Source organism: Gordonia terrae (assembly GCF_001698225.1).
Classification (GTDB): domain Bacteria; phylum Actinomycetota; class Actinomycetes; order Mycobacteriales; family Mycobacteriaceae; genus Gordonia; species Gordonia terrae.
Genome location: NZ_CP016594.1, coordinates 643,570 through 659,250, shown reverse-complemented (window position 1 = coordinate 659,250; position 15,681 = coordinate 643,570). Strand labels below are relative to the sequence as shown.

Genomic DNA, 15,681 nt, shown 5'->3' with positions numbered 1-15,681 from the left:
GCTCCACCTGCGTCGACGACCCGGGTTTTGCTCGTTCTCCGACCCTCGCTAGACTCGTCTGCGCTGCCTCGCGTAGCACGCCGCCCTAGCTCAGTCGGTAGAGCAATTCACTCGTAATGAATAGGTCAGGGGTTCGATTCCCCTGGGCGGCTCCATCTCGTCTCGACCCGGTTGCGCCGCATGGCGCAGCCACTCCTCGCCCCCTTCGGGCAGCACAATCGCGCAGATGTCCCGATTTGCGTCATTCAGACGACACCATGCCACCCCGTGCGTCGTCTACTATCTGATCGACAAAAGAGGGGGCCCAGGGGTGGCATCACATCGGCGCGGCACGCACCGCGCCGTCGACAACGACGGCGGCGGTCCTCTTCGACGACCCCCGGGTGTCGCCGGCACCTCCCTCACTCTCGCCGCACTTTCGCTTTTCACGGTGATCCCGACGGCAGTCGCGTCGATCAACGCCACCACCCTGGTCCACGCCCTCGCCGCACCCGCCACTGTCCAAGTCGCTGCGCAGCAACTCACCACCCCGCTCGGCCCGAACCCGGCCCCGCCGTCCGTCGTCGTGAACACCACGCCGCACACGCCTGCCGTATCGCTGCCGACCGACCCCGGGGCAGCCATCGCGCGCGAACTGCCCGTCGCCGGCGCGCCTCGGATACTGGTCATCGACCACCCGCAGTCAGTCGGTCCGATCATCGCCAGCGGCCCCATGACCCGCACCGTGTTGTCGACGGAGCTCGACGACGAGACCAAAGAGCGTGCGGTGCAACAGAACTTGGCGGTGATGACCGTCATCGCCGGACTGGACGCGAACAGCCCGTTCGTCGTCTACACCGGCGACCCCCAGGCCTCCGGCGGCCCGGGCGAGACCGACGGCAACACCAGCCTGACGCCTCCACCTCCGACCGACACCGATGGACCGGTCATCGTCCTGGTGTCGGATCCGCGGGGGCCGTGGAGCATCCGGGTCTGGCTCGAGACCATCCCGCTCGTCTCCGCGCTCCTGAAGTCACTGGGTCGCGACAGCGGCACCCCACGAACCGACTCGCCTGTCGAGACGCCACGTACCGATCCCGACCCCCGCGGCGAGTCGGGCACCACGGAACCGCCCCGCGGCCGGCCCATCGAGCCGAACACCGGGACTCGCGAGACCGAGACCTCCTCTGACGGGGGTTCCGATGTCGAGTCGCCTCGGGAAGAAGTGGAACCACGGCGGGTGGATCGAGAGACGGTGCACGACACCGATGTCGACAGCAGTGCGGACACGCCGACCGAGCGCGAGGACGGTGGCGCCGACCCCGATCCCGACTCGCAGTCGGGTGAGCAGGTCGACGACAGCCGGCCCGGTGAGTCCGGCGACCCGGGGTCGGGAGATCCGGCGGGCGGCAGCGGTTCCGGATCGGACGACGACTCCGACTCGAGTGACCGCTCCGATGGCGACAACTCCGGCAGCGAGTCGGCGGATTCCACCGCCTAGATTCATCGTCGGCCTCAGAACACGCACGCGAGTGGCCCGGCCCCGTCCGCCGACAACGGCGAGGCGAGCATCACCGGCCCCTGGGCCATGAATCGCGGTGTGGCACCCCGATGTTCGTCGGCCGCGTGCACCGTGAACGGATGGACCACGTAGACGTCACCCGGGTTGCCGGTCGCGAAGGCAATCGGGCGGTCGCGGCTCGCCGCATCGACCGACGGGCCGACGTCGAACGGACTCTGCCCGTCGTCGGTGAGGACGTCGACGGCATCGCGGTGCGATCCCATCCGGATGCGGGTCGGCGCATCGGTCGGCCCGACCTCGGACAGCAGGGTCAGGATCAGCACGGTATGGGGGCGTCGGCTCACCACCCATGACCCGCCCTCGCGCGGCGTGTTTGCGTCGATGTGCCAGCCACGGTCATCGACCGTCGGCGGCAGCGGAAAACGGACCGGGATGTTGCCCAGGGCGCCCCGGGGCGTCCACCCACCGACGCCGCAGATCGCGTCGAGCGCCTCGGTCAATTCCGCACTGTTGGCGAGCACTCCGAATGGGCCGGCGCCCACCATGTCCGACGCCCAGCGCACCGGTTCGGTCCAGCCCGCGGAGTCGTCCTCGGACAACCCCAGTTGCGCCCACAGACCCGCCCGCGCACGGTCTGCCGCGCTCCGCAATGACGGACGCTCGATCTTGACGAAGCCCTTCTCGATGAAGGTCTCGGCGATGGACGGGTTGGGGTCGGTCACCGTCGCAGCGTCGCATCGATCACGTCCCGGCGCGAGCGGTTTTCCCGTCCGGCCGGGCCGTCATGAGCGAACGCTGTCGTCGTCACTGACGAACGATGCACAGTCGACGAGAAACGACGCACAGTCGACGAAAATCGACGCACGATCAACGCAGAGCTTGATCGATCAGGACTTCGGCGGCGGCTCGTGCATCGTCGGCGGCACGCGCCGAGCCGGCGATCGCCGCCGTGGTCTGGGCCCCCTCGGCGAGGATGGACAGCTGCGCGCCGAGGCCGTCGGGGCCTCCCAGTTCGCCCACCAGCCCGGCGACGTATCGCTGGAAATCAGCTTTCTGCGCACGAACCGCCGCAGCGACCGAGGGCATCTCGGCCCCCAGTTCCCCGTAGGCGTTGATGAACGCGCATCCGCGGAATTCGTCGGTTCCGAACCATTCGAGCAGGAAGTCGAACACGGCGAGCAATTTCTCTCGCGGCGACGACAATCCGTCGGCACATGCGGCGATCCCGGCGTTCCACTGCCGGGTGCGGTCCTCGAGCACGGCGAGGATCAGCGCCTCCTTCGAGGGGAACATCGAATAGATCCGCTTCAGGGACACCCCCGCGGCATCGCGGACCTTGTCCATTCCGACAGCGTGGACGCCGTGCGCGTTGAACAGCTGGTCAGCGGCACGGACCACCTGCTCTCGCGGGTCCACTGTGTCGGTCACCCGGAACTCCTCTTCAACCTGTTCCCACGCAGGGGTTGCGCGGGGAACGATCGTTCTCTAGTGTAGCAATCACCGGCGAGAACGAACGTTCTCCCGCCCGCCGCACCGATCCCGATCTCGATCGGTCGCCTCAGCAGAGAGAAGTGATCGCAATGGGCTACATCAAAGTCGGCACCGAGAACTCGACCGACATCGAGCTGTACTACGAAGATCACGGCGCAGGCCAGGCCGTCGTGCTGATCCACGGCTACCCGCTCGACGGCAACAGCTGGGAGCTGCAGGCGCGCGAGCTCATCGACGCCGGCTACCGCGTGATCACGTACGACCGTCGCGGATTCGGGAAATCCAGCAAGGTCGGCACCGGTTACCACTACGACACCTTCGCCGCGGACCTCGACACCGTGCTGACCACGCTCGACCTCCGCGACGTCATCTTGGTCGGATTCTCCATGGGCACCGGCGAACTCGCCCGCTACGCCAAGAACCACGGCACGGACCGCATCGCGAAGTTCGCGTTCCTGGCCTCGCTCGAGCCGTTCCTGGTCAAGACCGACGACAACCCCGAAGGCGTCGACCGGTCCGTCTTCGAGGGCATCGCCGCGGCGGCCAAGGAGAACCGCTACGCCTGGTACACCCAGTTCTACAAGGACTTCTACAACCTCGACGACAATCTCGGCACCCGCATCACCCAGGAGGTCGTCGACGCGAACTGGAACACCGCCGTCGGCAGCGCACCGGTCGCCGCCTACGCGGTCGTCCCCACCTGGATCGAAGATTTCCGCGAAGATGTTGCGGCAGTTCGCGACTCGGGCAAGCCGACGCTGATCCTGCACGGCACCGCGGACAACATCCTGCCGATCGATGCCAGCGGACGGCGGTTCCACCAGGCCGTCCCGGACGCCGAGTACGTCGAGATCCCCGACGCCCCCCATGGCCTGCTCTGGACTCACGCCGCTGAGGTGAACGAGGCGCTGTTGGGGTTCGTTCAGAAGTGAGCGCCCCGGGGTGGGTTCAGCAGCGAGCACACCCTCGGTGAGCAGGACGGCCGCCGGATGGTTTCCCATCCGGCGGCCGTTTGGCGTCTGAGCCCTACCGGGCGTCGCCCTCGACGTGGGCCGCGCCCTCGGCGGTCTCGTCGGACGCGTCCGCGTCCTTGTTGTCGGCGAGGGGGTCGTAACCCGGCACACCCTCGAGCACCGTCAGTTCCTGATCGATGGCGGCCGAGACGGCCTTGGCATCTTCCTTGATCTTGCGGATGAAGTCCGACATCGTCTGCTCCTCGCTCATCGTCCGGTCGCGCTTGCAACCGTGAATTCATGATAGGACGCGGCCCGCAACGCCTTCGACGATTGCGCACCGGATGCGCGATCAGTCCCGGAACATGGCCTCATACGACGACGCCAAGGCCGGGTAGTAGGCATCCCAGTCGACCTCGGCGACACTGCGGCCCCCCTCGGCTGCGACCAGACGATCGAGGTAGTACTCCCACCCGGGACCGACGTTCTCGGCCGAGTCCGGTCTCGGTAACCCCTGCGCAAAGGTGAGAGTGGTTGTCCCATCGGCTTCGGTGAGATCGAGCTCCAGCCGCCAGACCTCGCCGTCACCGTCGCCGCCGGGCGACTTCGACTCGACGACGAGCCGACGCGGCGGATCGCACTCCAGGATCGAGAACCGTTCGGACTCCACGTCGTCCCCCTCGGCGGTCATCCGGAAGTCGACGACACCGTCGGCCGGATCGCCCGCCCACGTGCCGATCCACCGCTCGAGCCGAGACGGTTCGGTGATCGCCGCCCACACGGCGTCGACAGGCGCGGTGAAGGCTCGCTCCAGTACGACGTGGGGCACACCGGCCCTGATCTCTCGACGGCCCGTGGCCGTCAGTTCGGCGCTCATCCTGTCTCCTTGTGTCGGCTGGCGGAATCTTGTTGTGTGGAAGCGGAATCCAGAGAGTCGGCCTCCGCGTCACGTTGGCCGCGTTCGCGCACGGTGCGTCGCACCTCGAGGTCGAGCGCATCGAGATGGCGATCGTCGAATCTCGGCTCGACGACCTCCGAGTCCACGGCGTCGAGCCACGCCCGAACCGGGGCAAGCGCACCAGGTACGAGTTCGTAGTGCCGCTCGCGCCCCTGATCGACGACGGTCGTCATGCCGGCCTCACCCAGCACCCGGAGGTGTCGCGAGATCGCGGGCCGGCTGATCGGGTGGTCGGCGGCGAGATCGACGACACGCGCGGGGCCTCGAGCGAGCCGCTCGATGAGGGCTCGACGCACCGGATCGGCGATCACCTCGAACTCGTCCACACCACATTGGTAACATACGAGTTACCAATGTGGGAAGTGCCTACGTTCGAATCGGACGCGCGAGCGCCAGCCCGATCCGCGCGACCATGTCGTCGACGGCGAACTTCGGCTTCACGTTCATGTCGAGCGCCTCACGGCAGGCGAGCACGGCCTCGACGCACTGCAGCAGTTGCTCGGGCTCGGCATAATCGGCGAGCGGGTTCGCGAGGTCGTCAGCCTTGTCCGGGTGCATCGCGGTGACCTGCGCGCCCACCCCGACGACGAGTGCGTCGCGGAACAGCGCGGCGAGGTCGACCAGCGCGCGGTCGAGGACGTCGCGGCCGACGCGCGTGGCCCGCGACTTCTGCCGCTTCTCCAGTTCTTTGAGCGCGCCGGCACTACCGCGTGGCATCCGCGCAGTGCCCTTGCCGGTACCGCCCGCACCGAGCGCGGTCTTCATCTCCTCGGTCTCGGCCACGTCGAGTTCGGCACTGATCGCCTTGGCGGCCTCGTCGGCCGACCGGACCAGCTCCTCGGCTGCGGCGTACGCGGTCGAGTCCCGGGAGGCGGCACGCGCCAGCCCAAGGGCCTTCTCGCGTTGCGTGCGCGCATCCGGGTCGGTCGCCAGCCGGCGCGCGCGACCGATGTGACCGCCGCACACCGACGCCGCCCATCTCGCCTGCTCCGGGTCGAGGCCGTCCCGCTCGACGAGAACCCGCTCGATGTCGGCGGTCGTCGGCGTGACGAGCGCGACGTGCCGACAGCGGGACCGCAGCGTCACCGAGATGTCCTCCGGGTCGACCGACGGCGCGCACAACAGGAACACCGTTCGCGACGGCGGTTCCTCGACGACCTTCAGCAGCGCATTCGCGGCCTGCTCGGTGAGTCGGTCGGCGTCCTCCACGATGACGATCTGCCAGCGTCCCGTCCCCGGCCGGCGGGCGGCGGCCTGGACGATGTCCCGCATGGCCCCCACGGCGAGACTCAACCCTTCCGGCACCACATGGCGGACGTCGGCGTGGGTCTTGGCCATCACGGTGACGCAGGCGCGGCACTCGCCGCAGCCGATGTTCGCGGCATCGGGCGATTGACACTGGAGCGCCGCGGCGAAGCACTGCGCGGCCACCGACCGGCCGCTGCCCGGCGGCCCCGTGAACAACCACGAATGGGTCATCGATGCCCGCGACCATCCCGCGTCGACGGCCGGGATCTCATCGTCGGCGAGGAATAGGTCGGCCGAGGCCCCCGCGTCGAGCCTCGCCGCCAGAACCCGTGCGGCGCGCGCGGCCGCCCGCAGATCGTCGGCGATGGCCTCTTGCCCGGTCAGCCGATCGAAGACATTTGTCACAGCAACACCCTAATCCGCAGTTCGGACACGCCTGAGACACGGAACCGTGTTTAACGATTGCAAGCAGCCAGCTACCGTGGTCTCCGTGGTTCAACAACGGTCGCGGTGGTCAAAGGGCCTGCATCTGGCCCGATGGCTGATTCATACGCCGTGGCCGATTCTCGCGCTCGACATGTTGCGGGCGAATCTCGTCGGCGCACTGTTCACCTTCGCGTTCCTGCGTTTCGGCATGCCGATCCAGGATTCGATCAGCCTCGACGAGATCACCGCGCTGAACCAGGTCATCTTCGCGGCCTACCTGCTGATCGCCATGGTGATCGGCGGCTTCGCCAGCATCCAGCTGTCCCTACCGGTGCTCATCTGGCATCGGCGCCGCACCCGGCTCGACAACGAGGCCGCGCGACGCCGCGCACTCGCTCTGCCGATGCTGCTGACCGCGGTCAACGCCGCGCTGTGGGTGGTCGGCGGCACACTGTTCACACTGGTCAACCTGACCGTGTCGTCGAAGAACGCCTTCATCGTGGCCATCGCCAGCACGATCGGCGCGATGGTGACGTGTGCGCTGAGCTACATGCAGGCGGAGAAGGTCATGCGGCCGATCACCGTCGCGGCGATGGCCAACAATCCCGACAACGCGATCGCTCCCAGCGTCACCACCCGCATCACCGCCTTCTGGGTGATCAGCGTCGTGGCGCCGATGCTCGTGATCATCGGGATGATCGTGCTCCACCGGCTCGGGATCATCGAGGCCGACTCCACCGGCCTCGAACGCCCGATCCTGTGGATGGCCATCTCCGCACTGGCGTTCAGCGTCATCGCGATCGTGCGCGTCGTGGCCGCCATCAACGATCCGATCAAACAGCTGCGCCGCGCGCAGGCCAAGGTCAGCGAGAACGACCTCAATGTCGCGGTCAAGATCTACGACGGCAGCGACCTCGGCCTGCTGCAGGCCGGCTTCAACGACATGGTCGCCGATCTGCGGGAACGTCAGCAGCTCCGCAACCTGTTCGGCCGCTACGTCGGCGAGGATGTCGCCCGGCGCGCCATCGAGACCGGCACCGAGCTGGGCGGCGAGGAGCGCTATGTCGGCGTCCTGTTCGTCGACATCGTCGGCTCGACGCGACTGGCGGTCAATCGGCCACCGCGCGAGATCGTCGAGCTGCTCAACGAGTTCTTCCGGGTCGTCGTCGGCGTCGTCGGACGCCACGGCGGATTCGTCAACAAGTTCCAGGGCGACGCGGCGCTCGCGATCTTCGGGGCACCGCTCGACCTCGACGACTTCGCCGGCCGCGCACTCGCGTCCGCGCGCGAGCTGCGGGCCGAGCTCTACGAGTCCCTCGGTGACACCGACATCGGCATCGGGGTGTCGGCCGGCAAGGCCATCGCCGGACACATCGGCGCCGAACAGCGACTCGAGTACACCGTCATCGGCGACCCGGTCAACGAGGCGGCCCGCCTGACCGAACTCGCGAAAGATGAACCCACACGCGTTCTCGGGTCGGCGCGCGCCGTGTTCCTGGCATCCCACGAAGAAGCCGAGCACTGGGAGATCGGCGAGGGCGTCGAACTCCGCGGCCGCGGGATCGAGACGCTTCTCGCGCGCCCGCAACTCGAGCCGGACCGGTCGGCCTGAGCGACGCCCCGGGCGTCACTCGGCGTCCGGGGTCGCCTTCTTCGCAGCTGTCTTCTTCGCGGTGGTCTTCTTCGCTGCCGTCTTCTTGGCAGTGGTCTTCTTGGCCGCCGTCTTCTTGGCCGCCGTCTTCTTCGCCGCGGCCTTCTTGGCCGGAGCCTTCTTGGCCGGAGCCTTCTTGGCCGCCTTCTTCGTGGCCTTCTTGGCGGGGCCGCGCGCGCGCCGATCGGCGAGCAGTTCCATCGCGCGTTCCGGCGTGATCGAGGCGACCTCGTCGCCCTTGCGCAGGCTCGCGTTGGTCTCGCCGTCGGTCACGTACGGTCCGAAGCGGCCGTCCTTGATGACCATCGGCTTGCCGCTGACCTCGTCGTCCTTGCCGAGTTCACGGAGCGGCGGTGCGGCAGCCTGCCGACCGCGGCGCTTGGGCTCGGAGTAGATCTTGAGGGCCTCGTCGAGGGTGATCTCGAACAGCTGCTCCTCGGAACCGAGCGACCGCGAGTCCGACCCCTTCTTGAGGTAGGGACCGTACCGGCCGTTCTGCGCGGTGATCTCGTCGCCGGACTCCGGGTCGACGCCGACGACACGCGGCAGCGACAGGAGCTTCAGCGCATCGTCGAGCGTGACCGTCGAGATGTCCATCGTCTTGAACAGCGAGCCGGTGCGCGGCTTGGGACCGGCCTTCTTCGCAGCCTTCTTCGCGGTCTTCTTGGCCGCGGGCTTCGTCTTCGTCGCCGTGCCGCCGCCCGGCGCGTCGAGCGGGACGACGTCGCCGTCGGCGGAATCGGAACCGCCGGTGCCACCGCCGGCCCCGCCATCGCGCGGGGTCGGGCCCGCGGGGATGGTCGCCGGGGTGTCGCCGTCGTCGTCATCGTCGTCCGACGGCAGGATCTCGGTCACGTACGGACCGAACCGGCCTTCCTTGGCGACGATCTCGTGGCCCGTCGCCGGGTCCGTGCCCAGCGAGCGGCCCTCTTGCGGTGTGGCGAACAGCTTTTCGGCGATCGCGAGAGTCAGCTCGTCCGGCGTGATGTCGGCGGGCAGGTTGGCGCGCTGCAGATCCGGCTCGGCGTCGGGCGACGTCGCGACGTTGCGCTCCAGGTACGGCCCGAATCGGCCGACCCGCACGTAGATCGGACGCCCTTCCTCGTCGTTGAACAGGCGGATCGAGTTGACCTGCCGGGCGTCGATCTCTTCGAGGTTGACGCCGACGAGCTTCTTGAGTCCGCCGTACTGCGCGATCGCCGAATGGGCGGAACGGTTCTCGCCGTCGGCACCCGGGTGGTCATCGCCGAAGTAGAACTCCGTCAACCACTTCGTCCGGTTCTCGTTGCCGGTCGCGATCTGGTCGAGGTCGTCCTCCAGGGTCGCGGTGAAGTCGTAGTCGACGAGGCTCTGGAAGTACGCCTCGAGCAGACCGACGACCGCGAAGGCGATCCACGACGGCACGAGGGCGTTGCCCTTCTTCACCACGTAGCCGCGGTCCTGGATGGTGCCGATGATCGAGGCGTAGGTCGACGGGCGGCCGATGCCGAGTTCCTCGAGCACCTTCACCAGCGAGGCCTCGGTGAAGCGTGCGGGCGGGTTGGTCGAGTGACCGTCCGCGGTCAGGTCGGTCGCCGTCAGCGACTGGCCCTCGGTCAGCTGCGGGAGCCGGTTCTCGGCGTCGTCGGCCTGGCCGCCACTCTGCTCGTCCACGGTCTCGACATACGCCGACAGGAAGCCGGGGAAGGTGATCGTGCGGCCCGACGCGGCAAACGTCGCGCGCTCTCCGGTGGAGGCGGTCCCTGCGATGCGCAGGCTCAGCGTGGTGCCCTTGGCATCGGCCATCTGCGAGGCGACGGTGCGCTGCCAGATCAGCTCGTAGAGGCGGAACTCGTCGGCCTCGAGCTGCCCCGCGACCTGGCCGGGGGTACGGAAGGTCTCGCCGGCGGGCCGGATCGCCTCGTGCGCCTCCTGAGCGTTCTTCACCTTGCGGGTGTACTGCCGGGGCGTCGGATGGACGAAGTTGTCGCCGTAGAGCTCGCGGGCCTGCGCACGGGCGGCGTTGATCGCCGACTCGCTCAGGCTCGTCGAGTCGGTACGCATGTAGGTGATGAAGCCGTTCTCGTACAGGCGCTGCGCGATCCGCATCGTGCGGTCGGAGGTGAAGCGCAGCTTCCGGCCGGCCTCCTGCTGCAGCGTCGAGGTCATGAACGGCGCATACGGACGACGCGTGTAGGGCTTCTCCTCGACCGACGTCACGGTCATCGCCGCGCCCCGCAGACCGGCTGCCAGCCCCTCGGCGCGGTCGGCGTCGAGCACGATCACCCCGTCGGACTTCTTCAGCGCACCCGTGGACTCGAAGTCTCGGCCGGTGGCGACACGGGCATCGTCGACGTTGACCAGTCGCGCCTTGAAGGTCTGGGGGTTGCCGACACCGGCATCTGCGTCGGCATCCATCGTCGCCGAGATGTCCCAGTACTCGGCCGACACGAACGCCATTCGCTCGCGTTCGCGCTCGACGATGATCCGCGTGGCCACCGATTGCACGCGGCCTGCCGACAGCTTCGGCATGACCTTCTTCCACAGCACCGGCGACACCTCGTAGCCGTACAGGCGGTCGAGGATGCGTCGGGTCTCCTGCGCGTCGACGAGGTCGATGTCGAGGTCACGCGGATTCTCGGCGGCCGCCCGGATGGCCGGTTCGGTGATCTCGTGGAACACCATGCGCTTGACCGGGATCTTCGGCTTGAGCGTCTCGAGGAGATGCCAGGCGATCGCCTCCCCCTCGCGGTCACCGTCGGTGGCGAGGTAGAGCTCGTCGACGTCCTTCATCAGGGACTTGAGTTCGCTGACGGTCGACTTCTTGTCGGGCGACACCACGTACAGCGGCTCGAAGTTCTCGTCGACGTTGACCCCGAGACGGGCCCACGGCTGACCCTTGTACTTGGCCGGCACGTCGGCGGCGCCACGCGGGAGGTCGCGGATGTGCCCGCGGGAGGACTCCACCACATAGTTCGACCCGAGGTAGCCGGCGATCTTGCGGGCTTTGGTCGGCGACTCGACGATCACGAGGCGTCGGGTGGCCCCACTCGAGCGGGATGCGGTGCTGGTCTCTGCCACCGGGGCGTCCTTTGGTTGACTGGGTGGAGAACGTTCCTGCGTGTCAGTTCAGGTGTGTTCGATGGGTTTGTACCTTATGTATAGCGCCGTTTGCACATCTGAATTCCGCGCCGGACCCCAGCGAGCGACGGATCCGCCGGCACTTTGACACGTTCTACCAGTTCAGAGCCTCGAGTGTGGGATGGCTAATGCTCGTCCACCGGCGGCCAGTCCGCGACGGCCTCGGCGCAGGGCGGCACTCCGACGTACTCGTGCAGGCGCGACAGTCGCCGATGGCCGGCGATCCGCAGTGCCGGCGAATGCCCACGCGTACCGACCAGGGTGGGCGCGATGCCGACACGCATCAGCGCGGTGGCGAGCGCGGCGTGCGACTCCGGGGCGTGCGGATCCAAACCGAGTTGGTAGCGACCGTCGTCCAGGTGGCCTGCGGCGATCACCCACAGACGCAGTGCCCGGTAACTCGGAACCCAGCCGGACGGCATCGCCTTCACCGCTCCCGCCGACCATGCCTTGTGCAGCGGGTCCAGTTCATGACAGGAGGCGGTGCGTGCCAGTGGAGTGCCCTCGTCCGACGCCGTCGACTCGGCGTCGAGTCCGGCCGCACGCATCTCTACGACGATCTGTTCGGCCCGCCAGCGGTCGGCCACCACGATCGAGACCCGCGTACCGGTTTCGGAGCGGACGGACTGTCCGTGCGCCGCGAGCAACCCCGCGAGATCGGCGTACGCGGGCTGTTCGGTCTCGGCAGAGAAAAACGACAACTGGCCCACGAGTCGAGACTAGTGGTGTGCCTCGGAAACCGGTGGGAGGTTTCCCAGGGAGCGATCGGTGATCGGCACGACGAAGAAGGAGGTATGGGAGCGCGGACAGAGGCGCATTGTGGGGCACGGACAACAAACCGCTCCCGCCTCGACGAATCGAAACGGGAGCGGTGGTTCGCCCCGACTGCGTGGTGCAGTCACACACGGGTGTTCTCAGACGGCGCGGACGCCGGTGGCCTGCGGCCCCTTGGTGCCCTGTCCGACCTCGAACTCGACCCGCTGGTTCTCCTCGAGGGTGCGGAAACCGGATCCCTGGATCTCGGAATAGTGGACGAACACGTCGTCGGAACCCTCATCAGGCGCGATGAAGCCGAAGCCCTTTTCCGCGTTGAACCACTTCACAGTTCCCTGTGCCATTCTTGCAATCCTTTACATATCAACTGTCGCGACACGATGGGTCATCGTGTCGTGGCCGGTCGACCGCCATACCTCAAAGAGCCCCGCGAAGATCTGCATCGATCCGCCAAACTAACCTCAGTACCACGGCTGCAACATGCTTGTCGCCCACCGGGCGGTGGGTCGCGAAAGCTGCGGCCGGAACCAGTCAATCATGTTCGGCCCCCCAGCGATAGTCACACGAACCAAAGTGAGTCAAAACCTCGTCAAACTTCAGAGCAACGACATCAGCCGGTAACATCGCCGCAGGTCAGGAGACCTGTAGCCGCGACACTATTTCGAAGAGTTGTCACCAGAAGATGCAGTACTCCACATTCGGGACAGGACTACTGGCCCGGACCCTCGCGGGTTCCGACGCCGACCCCTCCCCCCTCACCCACCTGTCGGTAATCCCGTCGCGCTCAGCATCTTTCGTCGAGTGGCCGGGATGGGTGCCGCAACCGCTGATCGACGCCTACGCCGACAACGGCATCGAGAAGGTGTGGACTCATCAGGCGAGCGCGGCCGACGCCGCATTCCACGGAAATCATGTCGCTATTTGCACGGGTACCGCATCGGGCAAATCCCTGTCGTATCAAATGCCCATTCTCACTGCTTTGCTGAACGAAAAGAATGCGACGGCGCTATACCTCGCGCCGACAAAAGCACTCGGCGCCGACCAGATCCGGGCGGTGTCGTCGATCATCGCCGGACGACCGGAGTTCGGGCACCTGCAGCCGTGCGCATACGACGGCGACACCGACCCCGAGATCCGGCAATGGGCGCGTGCGCATTCGCGCTGGATCTTCACCAACCCCGACATGCTGCACATCGGCATCCTGTCCCACCATCACCGGTGGCGACAGTTCTTCCGACATCTTCGATTCATCGTCGTCGACGAATGTCACCACTACCGTGGGGTGTTCGGCTCGCACACCGCGCTGGTGATGCGGCGGTTGCTGCGCATCGCGCGGGCCGCAGGCGCCGACCCGATCGTCATCGGGGCGAGTGCGACGGTCGCCGAGCCGGCGGAGGCGCTGGGAAGGCTGATCGGCGAGCCCGCGGTGGCGGTGACCGAGGACGGGTCTCCCCGCGGTGAGCGGACCGTCGCCCTCTGGGAGCCCAACTTCCTGCCGGTGGTCACCGGGGAGAACGGCGCACCGGTGCGCCGCTCGGCCGGGGCCGAATCCGCGCGACTGCTGGCCGATTTCGTGGTGGAGGGGGCTCGCACACTGTGCTTCGCGCGCAGCCGACGAGGCGTGGAGCTCACCGCGCTCAGTGCGCGACACCTGTTGTCGCAGAGCGCCCCCGAGCTCGAGTCCCGGATCGGGGCCTACCGCGCCGGTTATCTGGCCGACGACCGCCGCCGTCTCGAGAAGGCCATCTCCGACGGCGAACTGCTCGGCGTGGCCACCACCAACGCGCTCGAACTCGGCGTCGACATCAGCGGACTCGACGCCGTGATCGTCAGTGGATATCCCGGCACGGTCGCCTCGTTCTGGCAGCAGGCCGGACGGGCGGGACGCCAGCGCGAGTCCGGCGATTCGCTCGTCGTGCTCGTCGCGCGCGATGACCCACTCGACACCTACCTCGTGCACCACCCCGAGTCGCTGCTCGGCAAGCCCGTCGAGGCCACGGTCACCGACCCGGCCAATCCGTACATCCTGGGCCCGCACCTGTTGTGCGCTGCCATGGAGAAGCCGCTGTCGGACACAGAGATCGACGCCTGGAATGCACACGACGTGGCACATGACCTCGCCGCCGAGGGTCTGCTCCGCAAACGCAAGTCGGGCTGGTACGTCACCGCCGGGACCGAACCCCACGCCGACGTCGACATCCGCGGCGGCATCGGTGGTCAGGTCCTCATCGTCGACACCACGACGTCGCAACTGCTCGGCACGGTCGACACCGGCCGGGCCATGTCCACGGTGCACCCCGGCGCCGTCCACATCCACCAGGGCGAAAGCTATCTCGTCGACGAGCTCGACCTCGACGACGGTCTCGCGCTGACACACCCCGAGGACCCGGACTGGACGACGTCGGCGCGAGAGACGACCGACGTCACCGTGACCGTGACCCTCGCGAGCCGACGGTTCGGTCCGCTGACGGTCGCGTTCGTGGAGGTCGACGTCACGCACCAGGTCGTGGGGTATCTGCGCACGTTGCGGACCGGCGAGGTGCTCGACGCCGTCGAACTCGACATGCCCGAACAGACACTCAGTACCCGCGCGGTGATGTACACCCTCACACCGGAGTCGCTCGCCGACGCCGGCATCGACGAGACCCGGCTCCCCGGCTCTCTCCACGCCGCCGAGCATGCGGCCATCGGCCTCCTTCCCCTGGTGGCCACCTGCGACCGCTGGGACATCGGTGGACTCTCCACCGACCTCCACCCGGACACCGGGCTGCCGACGGTCTTCGTCTACGACGGGTACATGGGCGGTGCCGGCTTCGCCGAACGGGGGCACTCGGCCTTCCTGACCTGGATCGACGCCACCCGGGACGCGGTGGCCGGCTGCGGGTGCGAGAGCGGCTGCCCGTCCTGCGTCCAGAGCCCCAAGTGCGGCAACGGCAACGACCCGCTGGACAAGAATGGCGCAGTGGCCGTCCTGGATCTTCTCCGTCGGGAATACTTGGCCCATGCATGACGAGGCATCCGACCGGGGAACCCACACGTACCGTCAGGTCACCCGCCCCTCCCGTGCCTTCTTCCTGCTCGCCCGGCCGACGCAGAACACCGACCAGTTGCCGTCCTCCATCGGCGAACGCGACGTGTTCTTCTCCGAAGAGGAGGCACTCGACGCCCTCGACCTCCACTACGCCTGGTGCGCTGCCCGGTCCGGCGGGTTCACCGATGTCGTGACGACGGCGCAGTGGTACCTCCAGACGGCGATGGTCGGGCCACGGGTGACCGCGTCGCTCGGCGAGGTCTATCTGGCTTCCTCCGATGCCCAATCCGGCGAGATCTGGGCAGCAGCAGGAGGTTTCCTCACCGAGGGCGAGCTCATCCACTGGTCGTCGTTCGTTCGGGCTGCCCGGTCGTGGATTCCCTTGAACACCGGCACCGACGGATTCGAACTCGCGTACCGCGGTGACACCGAGGTTCACTTTCACCAATTGTGGTTTGCCCCCATGCAATCCATCCGCGTGTACCCGAAGCAGATCGCCGTCGACTCGGACGGGCTCGGGTGAGCCGT

14 protein-coding genes and 1 tRNA gene are annotated in these 15,681 nt (G+C 67.5%); 6 read left to right on the top strand and 9 right to left on the bottom strand.

What is annotated here, in order from left to right; all coding sequences use genetic code 11:
* Positions 1–79: 79 nt before the first annotated feature.
* Together BCM27_RS03065 and BCM27_RS03060 are read left to right on the top strand one after the other, a co-directional pair.
* A tRNA-Thr gene (locus BCM27_RS03065) sits at positions 80–155 on the top strand.
* Between the two features lie 155 nt (positions 156–310).
* Positions 311–1,480 carry a superantigen-like protein SSL4 gene (locus tag BCM27_RS03060; protein WP_004022121.1) on the top strand — a complete coding sequence of 390 codons (1,170 nt, stop codon included), beginning with the start codon at positions 311–313 and terminating at the stop codon, positions 1,478–1,480.
* Positions 1,481–1,494: 14 nt separating this feature from the next.
* Here BCM27_RS03060 and BCM27_RS03055 read toward each other — a convergent pair whose 3' ends face one another.
* Together BCM27_RS03055 and BCM27_RS03050 are read right to left on the bottom strand one after the other, a co-directional pair.
* The gene (locus BCM27_RS03055) at positions 1,495–2,223 is read right to left on the bottom strand and encodes a phytanoyl-CoA dioxygenase family protein (RefSeq protein WP_004022120.1); all 729 of its coding nucleotides are present in this window, start codon (positions 2,221–2,223) and stop codon (positions 1,495–1,497) included.
* A 145-nt stretch (positions 2,224–2,368) separates the two neighbouring features.
* Positions 2,369–2,929: a TetR/AcrR family transcriptional regulator gene (locus BCM27_RS03050; protein ID WP_004022119.1), complete on the bottom strand. Its 561-nt coding sequence runs from the start codon at positions 2,927–2,929 to the stop codon at positions 2,369–2,371.
* 152 nt (positions 2,930–3,081) lie between these two features.
* Here BCM27_RS03050 and BCM27_RS03045 point away from each other — a divergent pair, with 152 nt between their 5' ends.
* The gene (locus BCM27_RS03045) at positions 3,082–3,924 is read left to right on the top strand and encodes an alpha/beta fold hydrolase (RefSeq protein ID WP_004022118.1); all 843 of its coding nucleotides are present in this window, start codon (positions 3,082–3,084) and stop codon (positions 3,922–3,924) included.
* Positions 3,925–4,018: 94 nt separating this feature from the next.
* On the opposite strand, the gene BCM27_RS03040 is transcribed toward BCM27_RS03045, so the two are convergent.
* The 4 genes from BCM27_RS03040 to BCM27_RS03025 form a co-directional block, all read right to left on the bottom strand.
* Positions 4,019–4,198 carry a hypothetical protein gene (locus tag BCM27_RS03040; protein ID WP_033204590.1) on the bottom strand — a complete coding sequence of 60 codons (180 nt, stop codon included), beginning with the start codon at positions 4,196–4,198 and terminating at the stop codon, positions 4,019–4,021.
* A gap of 99 nt (positions 4,199–4,297) precedes the next feature.
* Positions 4,298–4,822, bottom strand: a complete 525-nt coding sequence (locus BCM27_RS03035; RefSeq protein WP_004022116.1) for an SRPBCC family protein — start codon at positions 4,820–4,822, stop codon at positions 4,298–4,300.
* Positions 4,819–5,229 carry an ArsR/SmtB family transcription factor gene (locus tag BCM27_RS03030; protein ID WP_004022115.1) on the bottom strand — a complete coding sequence of 137 codons (411 nt, stop codon included), beginning with the start codon at positions 5,227–5,229 and terminating at the stop codon, positions 4,819–4,821. The genes BCM27_RS03035 and BCM27_RS03030 overlap by 4 nt, the downstream gene beginning before the upstream one ends.
* Positions 5,230–5,269: 40 nt before the next feature.
* The gene (locus tag BCM27_RS03025) at positions 5,270–6,556 is read right to left on the bottom strand and encodes a DNA polymerase III subunit delta' (protein WP_004022114.1); all 1,287 of its coding nucleotides are present in this window, start codon (positions 6,554–6,556) and stop codon (positions 5,270–5,272) included.
* Between the two features lie 172 nt (positions 6,557–6,728).
* Between BCM27_RS03025 and BCM27_RS03020 the strand changes: the two genes are divergently transcribed.
* Positions 6,729–8,189, top strand: a complete 1,461-nt coding sequence (locus BCM27_RS03020; protein WP_004022113.1) for an adenylate/guanylate cyclase domain-containing protein — start codon at positions 6,729–6,731, stop codon at positions 8,187–8,189.
* Between the two features lie 15 nt (positions 8,190–8,204).
* Here the strand turns inward: BCM27_RS03020 and topA are convergent, their stop codons facing one another.
* From topA to BCM27_RS03005, 3 genes are all read right to left on the bottom strand, one after another.
* Positions 8,205–11,288 (bottom strand): type I DNA topoisomerase, encoded by a 3,084-nt coding sequence (topA, locus tag BCM27_RS03015; protein ID WP_004022112.1) that lies wholly within the window; start codon positions 11,286–11,288, stop codon positions 8,205–8,207.
* Positions 11,289–11,473: 185 nt separating this feature from the next.
* Complete coding sequence (locus BCM27_RS03010; protein WP_004022111.1) at positions 11,474–12,058, bottom strand: hypothetical protein; 585 nt, start codon at positions 12,056–12,058, stop codon at positions 11,474–11,476.
* A gap of 204 nt (positions 12,059–12,262) precedes the next feature.
* On the bottom strand, positions 12,263–12,466 hold the full coding sequence (locus BCM27_RS03005) for a cold-shock protein (RefSeq protein WP_004022110.1): 204 nt from the start codon (positions 12,464–12,466) through the stop codon (positions 12,263–12,265).
* A gap of 338 nt (positions 12,467–12,804) precedes the next feature.
* Between BCM27_RS03005 and BCM27_RS03000 the strand changes: the two genes are divergently transcribed.
* Together BCM27_RS03000 and BCM27_RS02995 are read left to right on the top strand one after the other, a co-directional pair.
* Positions 12,805–15,132, top strand: a complete 2,328-nt coding sequence (locus BCM27_RS03000; protein WP_004022109.1) for a DEAD/DEAH box helicase — start codon at positions 12,805–12,807, stop codon at positions 15,130–15,132.
* Positions 15,125–15,676 carry a hypothetical protein gene (locus tag BCM27_RS02995; RefSeq protein ID WP_004022108.1) on the top strand — a complete coding sequence of 184 codons (552 nt, stop codon included), beginning with the start codon at positions 15,125–15,127 and terminating at the stop codon, positions 15,674–15,676. The genes BCM27_RS03000 and BCM27_RS02995 overlap by 8 nt, the downstream gene beginning before the upstream one ends.
* The last annotated feature ends 5 nt before the right edge of the window (positions 15,677–15,681 follow it).

Coding starts and splice junctions, on each gene's coding strand:
- BCM27_RS03045 (WP_004022118.1), top strand. CDS start 3,082: ATGGGCTACATCAAAGTCGGCACCGAGAACTCGACCGACATCGAGCTG.
- BCM27_RS03040 (WP_033204590.1), bottom strand. CDS start 4,198: ATGTCGGACTTCATCCGCAAGATCAAGGAAGATGCCAAGGCCGTCTCG.
- BCM27_RS03035 (WP_004022116.1), bottom strand. CDS start 4,822: ATGAGCGCCGAACTGACGGCCACGGGCCGTCGAGAGATCAGGGCCGGT.
- BCM27_RS03020 (WP_004022113.1), top strand. CDS start 6,729: ATGTTGCGGGCGAATCTCGTCGGCGCACTGTTCACCTTCGCGTTCCTG.
- BCM27_RS03005 (WP_004022110.1), bottom strand. CDS start 12,466: ATGGCACAGGGAACTGTGAAGTGGTTCAACGCGGAAAAGGGCTTCGGC.
- BCM27_RS03000 (WP_004022109.1), top strand. CDS start 12,805: ATGCAGTACTCCACATTCGGGACAGGACTACTGGCCCGGACCCTCGCG.
- BCM27_RS02995 (WP_004022108.1), top strand. CDS start 15,125: ATGCATGACGAGGCATCCGACCGGGGAACCCACACGTACCGTCAGGTC.